We start from the raw sequence: 19,533 nt of genomic DNA, 5'->3' as shown, positions 1-19,533 counted from the left end.
GTGCGGTTACCATGTGTCGCTTCGTTCTTGGGTAGTCTCGCCGAGTGACGAGGCTTGAACTGATCTGGCCAGGCAAGGACCAGTTCCTGTTGGTGCCCAAAGACGACGACGGTAAGCCCGTCTGGGTTGAGCGCGATCATCCCGCGGCTTTCGAGGTCCGCACCACCGACGTGATCGCGTCATTCGGACAGGTCTGCGTCGAGGACCCCCTGGATAACAATCTGCTGTTCAGGGGGGACAGCCTCGATGTCTTGCGGGTCCTGAGCGAGGTGCCCGAATACCGACGGCTTTACCGAGGAAGGGTCAAGCAGGTCTACATCGATCCGCCGTTCAACACGGGGCAGGCATTCGCGCACTACGACGACTGGCTCGAGCATGCGACCTGGCTCTCTTTCATGCGGGAACGTCTTCTGCTGATCCGAGACTTGCTCTCGCCCGACGGATCGGTTTGGGTACATCTTGATGACGTAGAGCAGCACCGTATGCGATCGCTCATGGACGAGATCTTCGGTGCGCGAAACTTCATCACGACAGTCGTCTGGCAAAAGATTCACGCCCGCAACAACAGTGCGCAGCACTTCTCGGCCGACCACGACTTCATGTTGGTGTTTGCCAAGGACGCGACGAAGTGGCGACCTAATCGTGTCGAGAGGACTGCCAAGAGCGACGGAGATTTTTGGAACCCGGACGATGACCCGCGAGGACTATGGCGCAGGAGCGATCTCACCGCATCGAAGCCCTACGCCGACGGCCACTACGAAGTCGTAGGCCCACATGGAGACAAGTTCTCCCCGCGGCCGGGGCGGCCGTGGAGCACCTCACGCGAGAGTTTCGATGCACTCGTTGCGGATGACCGTGTGTGGTGGGGCAAGTCGGGCCGTTCCTTCCCGTTTCGGAAGCGCTTCAAGTCCGAACTCGGCGATCTGGTGCCAAACACCGTCTGGCTGCACGAAGACGTTGGGAACAACCGCGAGGCTAAGGCGGAGATTAGCAAGCTCTTCCGGCAGGACGCCTTCTCCACGCCCAAGCCGGAGCGGTTGATCCATCGAGTGCTGCACATCGGCTCCGACGTGGGAGACATCGTCCTCGATTGCTTTGCTGGGTCTGGCACCACAGCCGCCGTAGCCCACAAGATGGGGCGGCGCTGGATCACGACCGAGATCTTGTCTGACACGATCGACGATTTCACGCGACCACGGCTTGAAGCAGTGGTGGCGGGAGAGGACAGCGGCGGTATCAGCGACCGACTGCATTGGTCAGGCGGTGGCGGGTTCAACTTCATCGAGGTCGGGCCGTCCATGTATGTGGACACACCGTTCGGAGTTCTGCTTTCCGAGCACGCGACCAATGGCGCCTTCAGTCGTGCCGTCGCTGGCCAGCTGGGCTATGAGTTCCAGTCTGCGGCAACCCCACTGTGTGGGACTCGAGGGCGCATGCGTCTCGCTGTGTTCGACGGCGCGATTGGTAGCGAGGAAATTCAGGCCGTAGTCGAGGCGCTAGACGATGGAGAGCGAGTTGAGGTTGTCGGTCGCGCGATTCTCGATGGAGCAGCCGAGTTGCTCGGCGCACTGTCGAAAGGGTCGAAAGTGACGAAGGCACCCCGAGATCTTCTGAGCGCTTCAGCCCTCAGGGCACGTAGGCGAGCAAGGCGAGAGGTCGACCAATGAGCATTGCGTACGATGGGCACCTCGTCGACGAAGTGGCCCATACGCTTGATCTCCGCGATCCCAACCGAGACGCCCTCGACGCGATCGCCCGAGCCCTCGAAACCTCGGCCGTCGGGGCGGAGCTGGTCGCGGATCTTGCGACAGGGGTGGGGAAGACGTTCGTTGCCGGGGGCCTGCTCGACTACCTGTACGCGGCTGGCGTTTCCAACGTCCTTGTTGTTACCCCAGGTTCGACGATCCAGCGCAAGACCGTCGACAACCTCACCCCCGGCCACCGCAAGTATTTGCGCGGGCTTCAGTCCAACCCGCTCGTAGTGACCCTCGACACTCTGGAACGAGGCGAGGTGGGATCGGCGCTCGAGGACGCGGATCGGTTCAAGGTATTCGTCATGACCGTGCAATCTCTCCTGCGACCAAACAGCAACGACGCCAGGCGGGCGCATCGCGAACACGAATCCATCGGCGTCGCGCTCTATGACTACCTTCAGGCTGCCGACGATTTGGTCGTGATTGCGGATGAGCACCACGTGTATTACTCGGGAAACGCGAAGCGATTCCAGTCCGCAATTGACGAACTCCACCCGCTCGCCCTCATCGGGCTAACCGCAACGCCGCACGAAGCGAGTGAACCGCAAGTCGTGTATCGCTATCCGTTGTCATCAGCGATCGCTGACGGGTACGTGAAGATTCCGGTTCTCGTGTCACGTCGCGACGGGATCTCCGACCTCCGCACGCAATTGGCCGACGGGCTGACGCTCCTCGACGCGAAGGCGCAATCAATGCGCGCGTACTGCGAGCTCACCCGGAAACCGTATGTCGAACCGATACTCTTCGTCGTCGCCTCGACCATCGAGGAAGCAAACCAGATTCGGGATCTTCTGGCCGGTCCCGACATGCTTGGAGCGAGCGAACAGCTACTGCTCGTGACGTCGGAAGAGCCGGATAAGACTCTGGCTCTCCTGGACACGCTTGAAGATCCCGATTCGGTCATCCGCGCCGTAGTCAGCGTGGGGATGCTCAAGGAAGGCTGGGACGTAAAGAACGTCTACGTCATCGCCTCCGTTAGATCGCTCGAGTCGCAACTGCTTACCGAGCAAATCCTGGGCCGCGGGCTGCGGTTACCGTTCGGCTCCAGGACTGGCAATCCGATGTTGGATACCGTCGAGGTTCTTTCGCATCGGTCGTTCTCCGCGCTGCTGAAACAGGCCCGGGTTCTGCTCGAGGAAACGCTCGGCGAGCGGACTGACGAAGTGACCATGGTGACGAACCCTGTGGGAGGCGTTGCGCGTACCGGTGTGTCGGTCGGGGCAGACGGAGGAGTAGCGACCACTGCTGACAGCGCGTCCGCCGTCGAGTTCCGTCTGCCTGGGCCGACGGGTGCCGTCAGTTCCTTCCGCGATCCTTCGCGGTCGGGAGCTAACGACTCACCCACCGAAACTCACCCCGGACTCCTCTTCTCGACCGTGGAGGCGCGAGCCTCGGCAGCACGGGAATCGACAGACACGCTCTCTCGGGTTCTCGAACCGACGTCGGCGAGAGCGGGTACCCTCCCGTTGTTTCTACCCAAGATCACGAAGTCGACGCGTCGCGCGCGGTTCTCACTTCGTGAGTTGGACCTCACACAAGTCGAGGCACTCGGCCGCCAGTTCGCGAATGACGACGGGGATACATTGCGCCGAACGGCGCTAAACGCGCAACACGATCTTGTCGGCGGCACTCGCGTCGTGCTTTCAGAACAACTTGATCGCGTGGCCGCGAGCGCGCAGCTTATTGCGTTCGACTCCATCGAAACCGACCTCGTCGCGCGACTGCTCCGCACCGATGGCATCGAGGCTTCGGTCATCGAGATGAACGCTGCACAGGGAGTTGCGCAGGCCTTCCTCGCCGGCGCGCGTGTCACCGAGCACACGCCCTGGCGACCCGAGCACGGACGATTGGCGACTGCAAGGCTAACCGAGTGGATACGCCAGCGTCAGGCCGCCGGTCAGACGTGGGTCGAGACCAACGTGACCTTGCTCAAATGGCCAGAACCAATACAGCGCTTGGAGGTCGTCCCGCCCGCCGATCGGCACCTGGTGACTTCCTCAACGTCGTTTGTGCGCAACTACCCGTACTCGGGATGGCAACGCTCCTACTACAACGTCGCGCGATTCGATGCCTATTCAACTGAGTTTCGCCTCGCCGAGCTCTTCGACTCAACCTCAGGGGTCGATTCGTGGCTTCGAGTCGACCAGACTGTGCCGCTCACTATCGACTACTCGATGGGAGCATTCGGGCGTCGATACGAGCCGGACTTCATCGTGATCGACGAAGATCGCATCCACTGGATACTCGAGGGAAAGCGCGACTCCGAGATGGGAAGCCCTGTCGTCGAAGCCAAGCGGGACGCGGCGCGCGCGTGGGTTCAGACTGTCAACGAGGACTCGGGTGTATCCGACCGCTGGGGCTACATGTTGGCGTCAGAGTCCGTCGTGGACGCTGCGTCGTCGTGGTCGGCGCTCCGCCGCGGAGCACAGACCTTCGCATAGCGGCGATCCCGACCGTCGCGCGCAAGCCAGTCGACCAGCGTGCGGCAGTTTTCCCTGCGCTCGCGCCCTGGACCGCGGAAGCCCCACGAACGTGAGGTAGGTCGCGAGGTCGTCACTCAACGGCAATTTCAAGCGTGCTGGCGCCGAGCGCGATCCGGGTTCCCTCGTCGGGCCGTCGTCGTGAGTGACGCCCTGCACCCTCGCGACCGCTGCCGTGTCGGCGGGAACAGCTAGGCTCGCCGCGTGGATCCCTGGTCATGGTTCGTGGAGAAGTTCGATGAGGACCCTGCCGGATGGATCAGCCTTTTGATCCTCGTAGCGGGTGTGGTCACGGCATCATTCTGGGGACGGCGAATCTTCCACTGGGTGCGTGCGGTGCCAGGGCGGATTGACCGGTGGCTGCGCCGTCGGTACGCCGCAACTCCGTCTGCCGTTGCTACGACTATCGCGGTCCGCTTCGAGACGTCTCACAGCCCGCGCGAGAAGTTTGGCGAGTACATGACAGGGCGGCTCGCGGGCGGACGAACGAGCTGGACTGTCACCAACCTCGGGCCGGTAGCTGCCGAGGAAGTCCGCGTCGAGTTCGTCTCCCCGGAGCTGCAGGCGGAGACGGCTCCGCATTGGCCGACGCTCGCGGTTGGCGAAGCGGGCACGTTCACGGCATTCGTCCCCTTTGGTAAGGGGACCGACTCTCGCGTTGTATGGCACCAGGGCGGGGAATCGTTCAGTCGTGACATCAAGCTCTTGTTCGAGGCTGGTTAACGCCGCCGGCGAGGAACGCTCCCTGATTTCCTCGACGTTCGAAGGCCGATCGGTCATCGAGGCACCCGAATCGCCGGGCGAGCGTGGAGCCAGCGGTTCGGTTAGCCGTTGCCCGCTGAACTCTCGCGGTCCTCGTCCATTTCGGCGGTCGCCAACGCGGCGAGGAGTGTGAGTGGGAGCCCGATTACGACGATCGCGCACGTCATCCATGCGACGATGCCGAAGAGCACCTTGAGGCCGCTGAGCTGAACGCCGAGGACTGTTAGCACCAGACCGACCGCACTCGCCGCAAGAATGAACTGGGTCGCCCATCGGAACCATGGCTGCCGCCGGATGTTCAGGTGGATGGCTCGCCGCTCGAGGACCACCGTTAACAGTGCGAGCGGGAAGATCGCGGTCAGCACCGCACACGTGTCCTTCGACATCACCACGGTGCTCAACCATTGCAACGCATTCATGCGGCAACTCTGCCGCATGGGCAAGCTGCTGCGAGTGGTCATGCGAGCCGATCGATCCGCGATCGACCGCGGTCTTGCGTCCACCGGGCTCGGTCTCGCTGTTACGTCGATGTGGTGGGACTCGCCCATACGCGGTGCTGCCACGCGCACGAAGGCTCGCTCCGAGTGAAACAAGCGCCCGTGACGCCTACGCCGGCGTACTCCCCGCCGCGGTGTCTCGGCTGCTCGGCGGAAGCACGTCAGCCGACCGCCACAGCTTCGCGTAGGCATCGCGTAGAGCTTCCGATCCAGTGTGATCCGCGATCGGAGCGATGACACCAGGACGAGCGGTGATGCTGTTGAGACTTGAGCCCAACAGATAGATGTCTCCTGTGTCGGGTATGTAGAAGCGATCATGGAGGTGCTCCGGAGCGAGCACGCGCAGTTCGACTGTCATCTCGGCTTGGGCAAGTGTGCGAGAGAGTTGCTTCAGTCGTAGCCCTGTTCGATCCACTCGGTTGGATGTCAGAACTCGGTCCACGCGTGTGAGTTCCGCCAGATCGAAGAGTTCCTCGAAGCGAATGTATGGGTCGACGAGCAGACCGGCACCAGCACCTCCTAGCAGGTCGAACACGCGGAGGTATGCAAGGGGGTCGTCAGGATCAATTGTGACGGTGAGCGGCCCTTCAATACCCCTCTGCAGTTGCGGTCTTTGCGCGTGGCGCAGAACGGCCTTCCCAAGATTGGTGAGTCGGACGGAGCCACCAACAAGTCGGATCCATTGTGATCGCAACAGAAACGCGCTCGGACTCTCCCCTGGCTCGTAGTAGTACTCGCTGAGCATCTCGTCGCGTATCGCCGCCAGGTAAGAGGACCGCTCTCGCCCTGGGACTGGCGTGGGGTGGACCGCGAAGCCATCGAACGCCTCAATCGTTAGCGGCGTTCCGGTGCGCTCGATCGTGTCGACATAGGTCAGCGCCATGTGCAGCTTGTCGTCGACCAATTCCACACCCCCGACCGTACAGCGTGCACACGTTCCTCCCACCATCGGCCGGCGCCGGGAGGACCGCTGCACGGATAGGCCACAGCTCCCCGTCATGTCGGCAAGCTCACGCGCGTCGCGAAGCGAACGTTCCGGACGAAAGGCGGTCCCTCAGCGCGCATCGCTGTGAAGTTTGGTGCCCCCGGAGGGATTCGAACCCCCGACCCGCTCCTTAGGACGGAGTGGCTCTTCCACTGAGCTACGGAGGCCAGCTGTTTGATCTTACCGCTGGGTGTTCGCCTCGATGAAAGCCGCAAGCGACGCCCGCGAGATGTACTTGCCCGACCCCACCTTGGTGTACTCGATGCCGCCGTCCTTCATCAGCGCGTGCAGGGTTCCGTAGGAGATACCGAGCTCGGTCGCTGCATCTTTGAGCTTGAGAAGCATCGGACCCGACGGCGCTACCGGTTGCGGCCCGGGCGCCATCGGCTCCGGGTCTGATGCGACCACGTCGACCTGGGTGGCTTTCGTTTCCCAGTGACCGGCGTAGGCCCACGATGTGGTCAGTTCGTCTCTAACTTTCTGTGCGGCGGCTTCCTCATCGGTTGCCCTCACCCAGAGTTCGGCCACCTCGACCTTGGTCACTACGACCTTGTAACGCATTTGGCCTCCTGAAACGGATGAGGGCCCCGAGGTCGCCCCCGAGGCCCGAGCAGCTCCGTCCTGAGGACATCGTACGCCCGGGGTATCACTCTGTGGAAAAGCGTCGTGCTGGGGCGGTAGGTTCCGGGGTCGAGCGCGCGAAGCTCGACGTTTCCGCCGTGGCCGTTCGTCGCGTGGGCGCTCCAGCGCTGCCGAATGGAGATTTCTCTGCGGCTCTCCACCACCGACGTAGTCGCGCCTGCTCGTGTCCGGCGCGGTGGTCGGTCCCTTTCCGTGCATGCACGGGCGACCGGATCGGGTCCGCATCGTCTGGTAGCCGAATATGTCCGCTAAGCCGGCGCGATCGTCTCAGACGATCAGGTGCCTCATTCGACGAGTTAGGACGGCGCCGATCGCGCTAGCGACGAGGGACGAGAAGACGTAGACGAAGCCGACGAAAGAGACGAAGACGACCAAGACGACGAAGACGACTAAGACGACGAAGACCACTAAGACAACTAAGACAACTAAGACAACTAAGACGACGAAGACGACGAAGACGAGGCGACCAACGAGAACTAAGAGGCAATGCACGTAGGCACCATGCCTGGTGGTGACACGCCTGCGCATGTATTCTGCTCGCATGCGCGGCGGACTGCGGAGCTGGAAGAGGGGAGCTGACTCCCGCGGCATCCGCAACGCCATCTCCTACGCGTTCGACGGAACCTGCGACGCGCACCGTCGCGAACCGCTCGGCGCCTCGAACGCGGCACGCTACGCCGACACTGCGACCGTCACCCGCCACATCGTGGTCGACGGCGTGATCGCGCGCGACGAACTCGACGGAGTCGCGCTGCGTCGCTGGATCCAGGGCGAGAACCCCGCAACCGGCGAACCGCGCGGGCTTGTACTTCGCTCCGAGAACAGCGACCTGCTCCTCGACGGCACGATCAACTTCCCGAAGTCGTACAGCATCGCCGCCCTGCTCGACCCCAAACTGGCCGCCGAGTTCGAAGCCCTGCAAGACTGCATGCGCGACCGCACCATCACGCTCTGGCAGCGCGAGCTGAATGCGCGTCGCGGGCATGGTGGCAGCATCCGCGAAGATATCTCGCGGGTCGAAGTCGTAGAGCTGCAGCACCGGCGCTCGCGTGCGCTCGACCCGCACATTCATCGCCACCTGTGGCTGAACATGAAGGTGCAGGCCGTCGACGGCAAGTGGTCGAGCCTCGACTCGCGGGTGGCGATGAAGCTGCACACTGTCATCAACGCCGAGGGCGAGCTCGCGGCGCGCACCGACCCGCGCTGGATCGCGGCGCTTGCCGAGCACGGGTACACCCTCGACGACGACGGCGAGATCGCGCAGCTCGCGCATCTGGTGCGTCCGCTGTCGCGGCGCTCCAACAAGATCGACGCCAACCGGATGCGGCTCATCGAAGCCTGGCGCGCAGACCACCCCGGCCGCGAGCCCGGCGCCGACGATCTGCGGCACATCGACGCGCTCGCGTGGGCTCAGGGGCGCCCCGGCAAACCCGTCGGCCTCGACGAGGCGAAGTGGGAGCAGCGCGTCCGCGCCGAGCTGGCTGAAATCGACCCGTTGCTGCTGTGGCATCGCCGCCCGGCGCGGCTCGAAACGCGGCCGATCGGACAACTCGACCGGGATCTGCTCGCGCAGATGGCGATAGCGGATGCTGACGCCCGATCGGTCTCGTCCAGCGGCCGGTTCTCGCCCTGGGATGTTCGAGCCGGCGCCATCCGATCCGTCTCGCGCAGCGGTGTCTCAGCCGACCGCTCGATGCTCGATGAGCTGATCGACGACGTCGTTGCGCGGGCCCTCGTCCACACGATCGACCTGGTGCCGCAAGACGCTGACAAACCAGCGCACATTAAGGCGCTCATGGCCATCGAGACCGCGCGGCTCAAGATCCGCGTCGACAACTGGTTCGCCGGACTGGCGGCGCCCGGCGCGCTGCCGAATCCCGACCAGATGCGCGCGATCGCCGGCCGCAGCGCGGGGGAGCGTAGCGGGCTCGACGAGGCGCAGTTGGCTGCGGCATCCGCCATCGCAGGAACCAGCCGTCTCGTGTCGGTGACCGGTCCTGCGGGTTCTGGCAAGACGACGCTGCTGCGGGTCGCGCGCGACGCGCTCGCGTTGCAGCGGCGGGCCGTACTGCTGGTCGCGCCGACGAAGAAGGCCGCTGTCGTCGCCGAGCGCGAGGTGGGCGTCGCGGCCTCAAGCCTGCACGCGCTGCTCGCCGACTACGGATGGCGCTGGACCGAGGACGCGGCGGGCAGCCAACGCTGGACGCACCTGGAGCCGGGCGACATCGACGAAGCGACCGGGCTGCGCTACCTCGGACCGCAGCGGTTCGTCCTGCGGCCCGGAGACCGGGTCGTGGTCGACGAGGCCGGAATGGTCGACCTGCAGAGCGCCGACGCGCTCGCCCGGGTGCTCGCGCAGACCGGCGCGGGCGTCGCGATGATCGGCGACCCGCGCCAGGCCGCGCCGGTCGGCCACGTCGGCGCGATGGCGCTGCTCACCCGCCATGCCGACCACGTCGTCGAGCTGCGTGCAGTGCACCGCTTCGCCGATCCCGAGTACGGCGAGCTCACCCTGCGCCTGCGAAGCGCCTCGGGCGAGACCGAGACTGCGGCGGTGGCGACCGAGCTCGACGAACGAGGACACGTCACGCGAGTCACCAGCACGGATGCCGCACACGATGCCATGGTCGGCGCCTGGCTCGACCGAGCGGGGCGGGGACAGCGAGTCGCGTTGGTCGTCGCAACGAACGACGACGCCGACGCGATCAGCGGGGCGATCCAGGAGCGACGGCTCGAGGCGGGCGACATGCGAGCGGATGCTGTCGCCTTCGGTCGCGGCGGCCAACGGATGCTGGTCGGCGACGTCATCCAGACGCGTCGCAACGACCGCGACGCCGGCGTGCAGAACCGTGCGACTTGGATCATCACCGGCATCGACGACGACCGCATCTCGCTGGTCAACGTCGCCGACTCGACCGAGTGCCGGTCGATCCTGGCCTCGTACGCGGCTGAGCACGCGCACCTCGCGTACGCGTCGACCGTGCATGGGATCCAGGGTGAGACGGTCGACGCATCGATCGTCGGCCCAGGCGTCGACGCCGCGGGACTCTACGTCGGCCTCACCCGCGGGCGGGTCTGGAACGAGGCGCTCGTCGTCGCGGGGAGCGCGAAGACTGCCCGCGACGAGTTCGCCGATTCGATGCGGCGCGGCGTTCCCGAGCCGACCATCGAGGACTCGCGCCGCGCCGCGCAGATCGACCTCGGCCGCGCGGCGCGGCGGGCTGTCGAACCTGCCCCGGATGCGACGGCGCCGGTGACCGCGGCGGCAATGCGTGGCGGTTTCGGACTCAGCTGATCGGGCTATGGGTGTTCGGCGGCTCGTCGATCGCGTCAAATGCGTACGAGAACACAGACGTGACTTCCTTGCCCACCGCGGCGACGTCGCGAACGAGGATCGCGGAGGAATTGGTGTGCTCCACGCGCCGACCGATGCGTTGCACCTCTTCGAGCGTGAGCTCGCGGGCCCAGATGAGGTCGTAGGTGTTGGTATCGAAGAGAAGGAAAAGGGCGCTGTCGAAGTCCCAGGATCTGAACGCCGAGAAGTTCTGCGAGCGCTTGTCCAATCGGGTTACCAGCCGGGCTTTCACCTGGATGCGGCGGTTGTCGCGTGTGAGGACGTCGTAGCTCTTCTGGGAGTTGGGCGCCAGCGTGCCTCCATAAGCTCTCACTGCCAGAGTCTCCGCGAGATCGCCGAGCGGTGAGTTGCGTGTGCGGATGACACCGCGCCGCGTGAGCTCATCGAGGATCGCGACGTATGAGGCGAGAAGCTCCCGCACGGACATGTAGGCCGGCTCGAAGGGTGTCTGAGGCTCCGGCGCGTCCATGGCGACCAGCCTATGAGGCGCTGCTTGCCGGCGACCGTGGCGGACGAACAGCGCGGCTCCCGGCTGGCATGCTGATCACGTGCCGCAACCGACTGACCTCCTCGCCGTGCTCATCGATGCCGACAACGTCTCGCCCGCTCGGATCGGTGCCGTGCTGACCGAGATCGCGAAGTATGGGACGGCATCCGTCAAGCGCGTGTATGGCGACTGGACGAAGCCGAACCTACGTGGGTGGAAGGACGCCGCGAGCGAGCATGTCATCCAGCCTATGCAGCAGTTCGATAACACGACCGGCAAGAACGCGACCGACAGTGCGCTCATCATCGACGCGATGGACCTGTTGTACACCGGACGATTCCAGGCATTCTGCATCGTCTCGTCGGACAGCGACTTCACGCGACTTGCTTCACGCATCCGTGAGGACGGCGTCACCGTGTACGGATTTGGCGAAGTGAAGACGCCCGAAGCCTTCCGCAACGCGTGTGATCGGTTCACCTATCTCGACGTCATCGATCAACCAGAATCGGATGCCGCGACCACGGCGCTGCCGAGGAAGCGCGTGCCTTCGAAAGAACTTCGCGGAGACACGAAGCTCGTATTCAATCTTCGCGCGAGCATTGCCGCCGCCTCGGACGAAGACGGCTGGGCGCATCTGGGTGGGGTGGGCTCACTCATGCGCAAGAACCAGCCTGACTGCGACTCCCGCAATTGGGGCTATGCGAAGCTATCCGACCTCGCCCGTGAGATCGGGCTGTTCACCGTCTTGCCGAACCCGACCGGCGGGCTGCGCGTGAAGAACGGCAGGAAGTAGCTGACCGAACTTGCTCAGACCGAAGGAAAGTACTCAGTGGCAGAGACATGGATCTACGAGCGCAGTGCCGACAACTCAGCGCGCTTCGTGCTGGGCACCGCGGGCGAGAACCCGCTCGTCTGCGTGGGAGTCAATCCGAGTACCGCGGCGCCCGGTGACCCCGACCTCACGGTCAGCAAGGTCATGGGGTTTGCCTCACGCACTGGGTTCGACAGTTGGGTGATGCTGAACCTCTACCCACAACGCTCGACCGATCCCAAGGGGATGCATCGCGCACATGATCCGGAACTGCAGGCCGAGAACGAACGCCGCATCGCCGAGTTCGTCGACGGCCGGCCGCTCACTGTGCTTGCGGCGTGGGGCGCGTTGATCGAGACCCGACCGTACCTGCCTCGCATGCTGGCTGGCATCGCCACCGTCACCGAGAAATCTGGAAGTACGTGGGTGTCGATTGGCGATCCGCTCAAGAGCGGTCACCCGCGCCACCCATCACGGGCCGGTTATGAGTGGCCGCTTCAGGCCTTCGACGTCGCGAATTATCTGCGCATGGTCAGGAGCTGAGCGTCGCGGGCGTTCGTCCGCCGTGTGAGACCCGCATGTCACGCTCGTCAAGCGGCACTCGGGAACGATCGCGCGATGTGCTCGTGGACACTGTCGATATCGAGGACCCGAGGTGGCGCCTCAACCATCCGCTTGACGAGCAGGCGGGGCCACAAGACCTGCACATCCTCGACCGCGAACGAGCCGCCGATGAGGGGCCAATCGGCTTCGAGAAAGCAGAGGACACCGGTGATATGTGGCGGTTCCTCGGCGAGAGCCGCCGCGACTCGCTCGACCTGGGACTGCACGCCGTGCACCAGTTTCGATCCGTCTCGGCCCCCGATACGGAGCGATTCGACACGAGGCCGGAACAGGCCACCCTCGACCTGCAGTGTGGGGCGCTTGCCCACGTAACGCTTGGCGTCGATCACCCAAACGCCGGATGGGCCGACCGCGATGTGGTCGATGTTCGCGCGAGTGCCGGGGATGCGGCGGTCGTGCAGCACACGGAAGGTGTCAGGCAGATCGGCCAGACGCAAGGCCATGAGCTCTTCGCCCACCGCACCGCTTTCCCACGCCTTCGTGCTCTGCGGGGCGTCTGACAACGCGAGAATCAGTCCGCCGAGCTTGGGATGGTCCGTGCGGATCCGCTGCTCCCGATTGTCCCGTCGGCGTTCGTACTCACGGCGGGCGGAACCGCCTGCGGTGCCCGGCTCGGGAGCGGTCGTGATCGGCACGCAGTCGAGGCAGCGCACGGTCTTCGTTCCACGCTCGTAGATCGCCTCCACGCCGGCCGCGATCACCTGACCGCAGAGGCGGCACATACCGGCGTACCGCAGCCGCATGCGCTTGTCGTCGGGCCCCAGCTCCAGCGTCACGAGGCTGAAGCTACCAGTACTGGTGGGTATGTCGGTCAGGGCCCGGCGATCTGCGGCCAGGCGGTTCGATCGCTGCGCCGCGCGCGGAACAAGAGTCACTACGACGCGATCCCATTGGGGAGTGCCGAAGCCGCACACGCTCAGCAAGCGGCAAGAGAGCTTCGTGCCACTGCGGTCGCGCGCGGCGTTGAACGTCATGCGTTGGTCGCACGAGCGACTCAATTGCGCCCATACCGCGGTCGAGACGATGACTAACTCGGCGTGAGTGCGTCATCCGTACGTATGCAAGCGCGGCTCTCCATCCACGCGAGTACCTCAGACCGCTTGTACAGGATCGTCGTGCGCGACAGCCGGTAAAATCTTGGGCCGACGCCGCGGTACCGGAGCTGAGCGAGCGCCGGCTTCGTCATATGCATGAGGTCTGCGGCCTGGGGGATTGCGATCCATTCGTCTGCGGCATCCATCTTCAAACCTCCCTGCGTCAACATGTCACCGATACGCACAATCTCGCAGAGTTGCTTAGTTGTGTCAATGGGGCGCATCTTGTGAGATGATGCGGATGTGAGCGACATCGTGAAGGTCTCTGGGACGAGTGTGGTGGTCCCGCCAGGACTCGCCATCCCTGAAACGATCGAGGGATCACTTCCCGTCGACAGTCACGACGTGGGTGCTCTGGCCGGAGCTGAGATCGTCACGGCTCGCTGCCGTCTCGAGTACTCTCGCGACGCGGGGCGATATGAGATCGCCTTCTTCGGTCTCGACCGCTTCGACGGCAGCGCGGAGATCACAGGCGCCCTGTGGCGCACGGTCCGCGTCCATGCGATCGTCCGCACAGTGATCGAACTCGCCCTGCCGGCATGGGTAGCTGCGTTCTCGCAGGCAAGGTTCCGTCGCCGTGATGGCAAGCTGGCTCTTCCACACGAGTACAAGCCGTCGGATCCGGACGGGTTGCTCCTTGCAGCGCTCACGTATCGAGTCGCCGAGATCACGGGCGAGAATCCGGCACTCGCAGTCGCCGAGCTGCTCGAACTCAAGCAGCGGACAGCGACCAACTGGATCGCCCGTGCGCGAGATGCTGGCTATCTGACGAGCGTCGATCACGAATCGGAAGCACGCCGCCTGTCACAAGAGCTCTGGGAGCGGATGCCGTTCATTCCTCCCCGCACCGATGAGGAGTACACGGCCAGTCGAGCTATCGAGATCGAGGCCGTCAAGAGCTGGCGGGACCACCAAGCGAGCTGGAGGCGAGGGGCCGATGGGCACGATTGAGGCGTACGAGACCGCACGCGGCAAGCGATACCGCGTGCGCTACCGCACGCCGGACCACCGGCAGACCGACAAGCGGGGCTTCCGCACGAAGCGCGACGCCGACCTCTTCCTCGCGAGCGTCGAGGTGTCGAAGGCGACGGGGGAGTACATCGACCCGTCGCGGGCGCGCATCACGGTCGCCGAGCTCGGACCGATCTGGCTGGAGGCCAAGCGATCGCGCCTGAAGCCGTCGAGCTACCAAGCGCTCGACGATTCCTGGCGCGTCTACGTGAACCCTCGCTGGGGTAAGACCCCGGTATCTGCGATCACGCACAGCGACGTGCGCACCTGGGTGTCGCAGCTCGCGGCAGGGACAGCAAAGACCGACCGCCGCGACAACATCCGCACCCGAGCGCAAGGCGCTCGCCCGAAAGAGGCGACCACTGTCATCCGCGCCTACAGCGTGCTGGCCTCCGTCCTCGACATCGCGGTCAAGGATCGCCGCATCCCGAACAACCCCGCGCGCGGAGTCGACAACCTGCCCCGCAAGGTCCGCAAAGCGCACCGCTACCTCAGCCACCAGGAGGTCGAGCGCCTCGCCACCGCGTGCGGCGAGCACGCCACGCTCGTCTATGTCGCCGCGTACACCGGCCTGCGGTGGGGCGAGCTCACCGCCCTCCGGGTCCGGGATGTGGATGCTGTTCGCCGGCGCCTCGCGGTGAACGAGAACGCCGTGCGGGTCGGCGCCGACATTCACGTTGGTACGCCCAAGACGCACGAGCGGCGGTCAGTTCCTTACTTGGAGTTCCTCGACGAGGCGATCGCGCGGCTGTGCGATGGGAAGACCCGCAACCAACTGCTGTTCGGCGATGGCGACGACTACTTTGGCCGGCCGCGCTCGTCGGAGTACTCGCGCTCGTGGTTCAAGACTGCGCTGGAGGAGGCAGGGCTGGAGCGCATGACGATCCACGACCTGCGGCACACCGCAGCCTCGCTCGCCATCAGCTCAGGTGCGAACGTGAAGGCGGTGCAGCGGATGCTCGGGCACGCGTCGGCCGCAATGACGTTGGACGTTTATGCCGACCTTTTCGACGATGATCTCGACACGGTGTCGGCCTCATTGAATCGGGCTCGGAGCGCGGCCATAGCGAGTTGACGCGCACGAACCGCGAGGTTGAGCACGAGGTAGTGCCTCTGACTCGTCCCCTTGGCGGGTTGACATGTGATGTTTTGCGTGGCGGTGCCGTGCGACCGCATGAGGTCATCATTTTGGTCTCCCGACACGCAGCTGTTGCGAGCAGAGGTGCGACTGCACAGTCGCGGCTGTATGACAGCGGCTGACCCGTTCGCTCAGCGACCCGCCAATGGGAAGCAACGCTGGTCAACCACACGGTCAAGGTCGTCCGCGGCAGGACCGTCAGCCCGCTCGCCCGTGAGTCGACTGAAACCCTCCGCCTCATCGGGAGTTGCGCGTGGGTTTGGCGGACCGGCGGTGCTTCAACGCCACCGATCTGACTGACGCCGCCGTACGGGCTTCGACTAAATCGAATGCATGTGAGCGTCGGCTCGCTTCGGCTTCTTGGAGGCGCGGCTTGAACTCCGAACATGCCCAACCGACGGGAGGCCGGTATGGTCGGCTCATGGCAGACAAGGCGCATTCGGGCGCTTCGGTCGGTGATGCACCAGAGCTCACTGAAACCGCACAGAAGCTCAAAGATCGTTGCGATGCGGCTGGGCTTAAGGTCTTGTTCCGCGTGATGGATCGAGGGGAGGACTGGGAGCAGCTGGTGGCGGTCGTGGAGTTCCCGGAAGGCCGGTCCACGCGCCGCGTGACGATCGAGGATGACGAGTTCGAAGTACTGCTAGACAGCGACTTCGAGAGCGTCCGATTTCTCGGTGACTACGCCGCATTTACGGACAAGTCAGGAACGATCGAGGCAGCGCTACCCCCGCAAGGGCGGCCAGCTTTCAGGCTTCGGAATCTCCCCGGCGTCGTCGTTTCCGTGGGTGATTCCGAGGAAGAGAACGACGAGTTCTCCTTCCTTCGCCGGATCACATGGCAGCTGGAAATCCCGGACCCGAACTCCTCTGTGGCGCTTGAGTTGGGAAGTGTGTCGGCCCTCGGTGGCGCACTACTGCCGACGAGTACATCCCTGCGAGTCAAGGGGCTCCCGCCAAGTAGTCACGACGAGGCGTTGGAGAACCTTGAAACATACGCGAACCGCTTGTCATTCGACCTGGACGTTGTCTTCGGCGCGAGCTTTCGTATCCCGCGGCGCCGGCGTGCGCGTCGCAATAATCGCGAAGATGCATCCCAAGCGGCAGTGAGGTTCCCGCGTAATGCCTACGCGATGGAGCCCTTACAGCTTTACCACTATGGCCGAGAGGCGGACGGACTTCCTCTGCTGGAGTTTCTCGCCTACTACCAAGCAGTCGAGTACTTTTTTCCGTTCTTCGCGCGCGAGCAGATGATGAATGACGTGCGGGCAACCCTCAAGAATCCGGCCTTCGATCCGAACGACGATAGGCAAGTTGGGCGTCTGATCAACCTCACCGGTCAAGTGCGCGGGGTTCAGACGGAGCGGGATCAACTGCGCACTACCATCCGAAGTTGCTTGGCTCCCGCGGACCTTCGAGAGTTCCTTGAGAGTGATCAGGAACGGCTATCGGCGCTCACCGCAAAGAAGCAGCCTATCCGCGGGGTCAAGGCGGTTCGGATGGACGAGGTCGGCGAGGAGCTCAGGGATCAGCTATCCGATCGCATCTATACGATCCGATGTCGGATTGTGCACTCGAAGCAGGATGGTGGCGGGTATGAGGAGGTTCTGCTTCCGGGAACGCGTGAGGCTGATGCCCTGCACCCCGACATCGATGTGCTGCAGTTCGTCGCGCAGAGAGTCCTCATCGCGCGCGCAGCGCGGGCTTGATGCTCTTGAGAAGCGAGCGAGGACTACGGCGCTTCCGCCGCGTCGGATCAGCGGGGAGTGCGTCAGGGAGTAAGTAGCTCGATTACCCTGTGGCGTCGAGCCCGCCCGCCCTCATCTTGACAACTTCGGTCGAGATGTCGCCGTCTGTGGAGAGAACGCGGAGCGTTGCGGGGATCTGTCCCGACATCGCTAGCATGAACTCCGCATTGGTGCGACACTTGGTGCTTCCGTCGGGCAGGTATAGCCCCTCTATCACGTGCGACGGCGTGAACCGTCCGCCCATCGGGTCGCTCGCATCCACGCGCCCAAGCCACCAGCGGTCGAGGGCTCGCTCAAGCGCCAGCGCGAGATTCACCTCGACATCGACGATGGTGAGGCTGGCGTATTCGCTCTCCTCGAGCATATTGAGCAGAACGCGCGGCTGCTGATCCCAGGCCAGGGTGCCCTGCACCAGGATGTTCTCGCCTCGTCGCGCGCATAGTTGCGTGAGATTGTGGGTGATCGCGGTCGACTCGTGGTGCACGAGACCCGCGAGTTCTCTCGGCCGCACGGGACGTCCGTCCGCGAGGCGGCGCGAGAGGAGATCGTTGAAGATCCCGTCGTGGAGGGCGCGTTCGATCAGCATGTCCTTGACGACATCCGCATCGATGTTCCGGAATGATCCAGACAGCAGCCCGGCGCTCTCGAGCGCCGTGGTCTTACCTGCACCCGGCGGCCCTGCTGTGACGATCGCCGCCTGGCCGTCGCGTCCAACGTCGGGGTCCCGCTCGAGGTACGCGGGGACGACCTCGGCCGCGCGGCGAACCTGCTCCGTCAATGAGTACAGGTGAAAGGTGGCACGCGGTCCTCCGGCGTCGTGCGCCCCGCCCTTCGCGAGGGCCTCCAGTTCCCGCGCCACGTCCTGCGCGATCGGGTCCCTATTCATGCTGACCCGCCATCGCCTCGATGCCAGCCAGAACGACCTCCAGCTCCTCTGGGGAGATTCGCCCTTCGGATGCCAGCTGGGTGAGCTCGTCTAGGCTTCCGGGGACGTAGCCCCAATAGGGCTCCTCATCGGGGATGGAGCCGGGCTCGTAAGGATATGCCGCGAGGAGTGCCAAGAGGCTCGGCCGGTCGATTTCGCGGGCAACATGGTGCTCGTAGATTTCGCGCGGTGTCAACGTCATAAGTGAGGGGTCCAGCTCTATCGCCTTCAGCTGCCGGAAGACGTAGGTCTGCGGCTTGCCCATCCAGTCCGCGACCTCCCGCTGTGGCACGCCCGCTTTCGCCGCCCAGTACATAAGGCGCCGGGTTGCACGCTCTCCTCCCTCCCGGCGGGCCATCTGGACCGATAGCAGTCGCGACAGCCAGTCGCGCGTGGTGTGCGACCCGTCGTCGACGCCCCAGACGTCATCCGCCGTGCGGAAGAGCGGCCCGATCGCGTCGGACGGGCAGGTCTCGATCTGCTCCGGCATTCCCGCGATGAGTGTCAGGCACCTGCGCGCGGGACGAAGATTCTCGGGATGCCTCACGAAGACCGACTTAAGCTCGGCGAGAGGTCCTGCTTTTAGGAACGCGCTCCAAGACTCGGCGCGGAGCAGGGCTTGGTCGCCGAGTCGGCTATGCGCCGGGATGATCGCCCCCGAGGGCCAAACCCCGTTCGCGAAGTCAACTCCGACAACAAAGGTCATCGAGAGGTCTGCCCCCATGGCGCACGTCGCCGCCGATCGTGCGAGGCGCTCGCTCTGCGCCAGGGCGACGGTCGAGGGCGAGTGATCGTGATGCGGCGCCGACTCCGCTGCGGCCGCGAGCAGCGCCCGCGCGGCTGGCACGTCTCCGGCGTCGAGCAAGCTCAGCGCTTGGGAGGCGAGTTCTTGAACATCGATCACGATGGACATCACTGCCTTCCTCTGGTGATTCATTTTGAATCATACACCGAAGGATGTGGTGGTGACTACCCTCCGCGCCGTTGCGGTGGACGAAGCTCGGATGTGGGCAAAGTGTGGGCAAAGTGGGCCTGACGGCCCTCTCGTAGCAGACATTTTTATACCCTGATTAGGGATTAATGGAACAAGAAGTTAGACGCGACGGCGGGAGTCGAACCCGCAACGCTGCCGGGTATGAGCCGGTGCCCGGGACCGCCCGGATCGCCGCGATGCCCCCACGCTAGACGCCGCAAGCATGGATCGCATGTGAGTGTCGGAGC

General features: G+C 64.4%; 16 protein-coding genes and 2 tRNA genes. 9 read left to right on the top strand and 9 right to left on the bottom strand.

The annotated features are described in order from the left end of the window. Nucleotides 1–44 precede the first annotated feature (44 nt). The 3 genes from JNB61_RS12825 to JNB61_RS12815 all read left to right on the top strand — a co-directional run bounded on the left by JNB61_RS12825 (nt 45) and on the right by JNB61_RS12815 (nt 4,957). On the top strand, nt 45–1,667 hold the full coding sequence (locus JNB61_RS12825; RefSeq protein ID WP_220339861.1) for a site-specific DNA-methyltransferase: 1,623 nt from the start codon (nt 45–47) through the stop codon (nt 1,665–1,667). Then, on the top strand, nt 1,664–4,195 hold the full coding sequence (locus tag JNB61_RS12820; protein ID WP_220339860.1) for a DEAD/DEAH box helicase: 2,532 nt from the start codon (nt 1,664–1,666) through the stop codon (nt 4,193–4,195). Before JNB61_RS12825 ends, JNB61_RS12820 begins: the two co-directional genes overlap by 4 nt. Nucleotides 4,196–4,438: 243 nt before the next feature. Further along, the gene (locus JNB61_RS12815; protein ID WP_220339859.1) at nt 4,439–4,957 is read left to right on the top strand and encodes a hypothetical protein; all 519 of its coding nucleotides are present in this window, start codon (nt 4,439–4,441) and stop codon (nt 4,955–4,957) included. 101 nt (nt 4,958–5,058) lie between these two features. On the opposite strand, the gene JNB61_RS12810 is transcribed toward JNB61_RS12815, so the two are convergent. The 4 genes from JNB61_RS12810 to JNB61_RS12795 all read right to left on the bottom strand — a co-directional run bounded on the left by JNB61_RS12810 (nt 5,059) and on the right by JNB61_RS12795 (nt 7,039). Beyond that, nucleotides 5,059–5,457, bottom strand: a complete 399-nt coding sequence (locus tag JNB61_RS12810) for a hypothetical protein (protein ID WP_220339858.1) — start codon at nt 5,455–5,457, stop codon at nt 5,059–5,061. 145 nt (nt 5,458–5,602) lie between these two features. Further along, nucleotides 5,603–6,403, bottom strand: coding sequence for a hypothetical protein (locus tag JNB61_RS12805; RefSeq protein ID WP_220339857.1), 801 nt, complete (start codon nt 6,401–6,403; stop codon nt 5,603–5,605). Nucleotides 6,404–6,570: 167 nt separating this feature from the next. Next, nucleotides 6,571–6,645: transfer RNA gene (locus JNB61_RS12800), tRNA-Arg, on the bottom strand. Nucleotides 6,646–6,658: 13 nt separating this feature from the next. Then, nucleotides 6,659–7,039 (bottom strand): helix-turn-helix domain-containing protein, encoded by a 381-nt coding sequence (locus JNB61_RS12795; protein WP_220339856.1) that lies wholly within the window; start codon nt 7,037–7,039, stop codon nt 6,659–6,661. Between the two features lie 622 nt (nt 7,040–7,661). On the opposite strand from JNB61_RS12795, the gene JNB61_RS12790 reads away from it, so the two are divergent. Further along, the gene (locus JNB61_RS12790; protein WP_220339855.1) at nt 7,662–10,415 is read left to right on the top strand and encodes an AAA family ATPase; all 2,754 of its coding nucleotides are present in this window, start codon (nt 7,662–7,664) and stop codon (nt 10,413–10,415) included. Here JNB61_RS12790 and JNB61_RS12785 read toward each other — a convergent pair. Then, nucleotides 10,408–10,944, bottom strand: a complete 537-nt coding sequence (locus JNB61_RS12785) for a DUF6998 domain-containing protein (RefSeq protein ID WP_220339854.1) — start codon at nt 10,942–10,944, stop codon at nt 10,408–10,410. The two genes, JNB61_RS12790 and JNB61_RS12785, sit on opposite strands and share 8 nt — an antisense overlap. Nucleotides 10,945–11,023: 79 nt before the next feature. Between JNB61_RS12785 and JNB61_RS20505 the strand changes: the two genes are divergently transcribed. Both JNB61_RS20505 and JNB61_RS12775 read left to right on the top strand, forming a co-directional pair. Further along, nucleotides 11,024–11,755: an NYN domain-containing protein gene (locus JNB61_RS20505; protein WP_220339853.1), complete on the top strand. Its 732-nt coding sequence runs from the start codon at nt 11,024–11,026 to the stop codon at nt 11,753–11,755. A gap of 36 nt (nt 11,756–11,791) precedes the next feature. Next, nucleotides 11,792–12,316, top strand: a complete 525-nt coding sequence (locus JNB61_RS12775) for a DUF1643 domain-containing protein (RefSeq protein WP_220339852.1) — start codon at nt 11,792–11,794, stop codon at nt 12,314–12,316. A gap of 47 nt (nt 12,317–12,363) precedes the next feature. Here JNB61_RS12775 and JNB61_RS12770 read toward each other — a convergent pair whose 3' ends face one another. Next, nucleotides 12,364–13,371, bottom strand: a complete 1,008-nt coding sequence (locus tag JNB61_RS12770) for a nuclease-related domain-containing protein (protein ID WP_223214813.1) — start codon at nt 13,369–13,371, stop codon at nt 12,364–12,366. Between the two features lie 363 nt (nt 13,372–13,734). Here JNB61_RS12770 and JNB61_RS20500 point away from each other — a divergent pair, with 363 nt between their 5' ends. The 3 genes from JNB61_RS20500 (at nt 13,735) to JNB61_RS12755 (ending at nt 17,348) form a co-directional block, all read left to right on the top strand. Then, nucleotides 13,735–14,442, top strand: a complete 708-nt coding sequence (locus tag JNB61_RS20500) for a DUF6214 family protein (RefSeq protein WP_220339851.1) — start codon at nt 13,735–13,737, stop codon at nt 14,440–14,442. Further along, entirely contained in the window at nt 14,429–15,577 is a 1,149-nt protein-coding gene (locus tag JNB61_RS12760) for a tyrosine-type recombinase/integrase (protein ID WP_220339850.1), read from the top strand. Before JNB61_RS20500 ends, JNB61_RS12760 begins: the two co-directional genes overlap by 14 nt. A 484-nt stretch (nt 15,578–16,061) precedes the next feature. Next, nucleotides 16,062–17,348, top strand: a complete 1,287-nt coding sequence (locus JNB61_RS12755; RefSeq protein ID WP_220339849.1) for a hypothetical protein — start codon at nt 16,062–16,064, stop codon at nt 17,346–17,348. Between the two features lie 82 nt (nt 17,349–17,430). Here JNB61_RS12755 and JNB61_RS12750 read toward each other — a convergent pair whose 3' ends face one another. The 3 genes from JNB61_RS12750 to JNB61_RS12740 all read right to left on the bottom strand — a co-directional run bounded on the left by JNB61_RS12750 (nt 17,431) and on the right by JNB61_RS12740 (nt 19,482). Continuing rightward, complete coding sequence (locus tag JNB61_RS12750; protein ID WP_220339848.1) at nt 17,431–18,273, bottom strand: zeta toxin family protein; 843 nt, start codon at nt 18,271–18,273, stop codon at nt 17,431–17,433. Then, complete coding sequence (locus tag JNB61_RS12745; RefSeq protein WP_220339847.1) at nt 18,266–19,225, bottom strand: hypothetical protein; 960 nt, start codon at nt 19,223–19,225, stop codon at nt 18,266–18,268. The genes JNB61_RS12750 and JNB61_RS12745 overlap by 8 nt, the downstream gene beginning before the upstream one ends. Before the next feature lie 184 nt (nt 19,226–19,409). After that, nucleotides 19,410–19,482: transfer RNA gene (locus tag JNB61_RS12740), tRNA-Met, on the bottom strand. Between the last annotated feature and the right edge of the window lie 51 nt (nt 19,483–19,533).

This window comes from Microbacterium ureisolvens (genome assembly GCF_019511645.1).
GTDB lineage: Bacteria > Actinomycetota > Actinomycetes > Actinomycetales > Microbacteriaceae > Microbacterium > Microbacterium ureisolvens_A.
Note: the sequence above shows the minus strand (reverse complement) of the source record. Positions and strands in the feature narration are given on the sequence as shown.

Excerpts from the sequence above, each read along its gene's own strand:
- JNB61_RS12810 (WP_220339858.1), bottom strand. The coding sequence starts at position 5,457 with ATGACCACTCGCAGCAGCTTGCCCATGCGGCAGAGTTGCCGCATGAAT.
- JNB61_RS12770 (WP_223214813.1), bottom strand. The coding sequence starts at position 13,371 with ATGACGTTCAACGCCGCGCGCGACCGCAGTGGCACGAAGCTCTCTTGC.
- JNB61_RS12760 (WP_220339850.1), top strand. The coding sequence starts at position 14,429 with ATGGGCACGATTGAGGCGTACGAGACCGCACGCGGCAAGCGATACCGC.
- JNB61_RS12750 (WP_220339848.1), bottom strand. The coding sequence starts at position 18,273 with ATGAATAGGGACCCGATCGCGCAGGACGTGGCGCGGGAACTGGAGGCC.
- JNB61_RS12795 (WP_220339856.1), bottom strand. The coding sequence starts at position 7,039 with ATGCGTTACAAGGTCGTAGTGACCAAGGTCGAGGTGGCCGAACTCTGG.
- JNB61_RS12790 (WP_220339855.1), top strand. The coding sequence starts at position 7,662 with ATGCGCGGCGGACTGCGGAGCTGGAAGAGGGGAGCTGACTCCCGCGGC.
- JNB61_RS12745 (WP_220339847.1), bottom strand. The coding sequence starts at position 19,225 with ATGTCCATCGTGATCGATGTTCAAGAACTCGCCTCCCAAGCGCTGAGC.
- JNB61_RS12785 (WP_220339854.1), bottom strand. The coding sequence starts at position 10,944 with ATGGACGCGCCGGAGCCTCAGACACCCTTCGAGCCGGCCTACATGTCC.
- JNB61_RS12820 (WP_220339860.1), top strand. The coding sequence starts at position 1,664 with ATGAGCATTGCGTACGATGGGCACCTCGTCGACGAAGTGGCCCATACG.
- JNB61_RS12755 (WP_220339849.1), top strand. The coding sequence starts at position 16,062 with ATGGCAGACAAGGCGCATTCGGGCGCTTCGGTCGGTGATGCACCAGAG.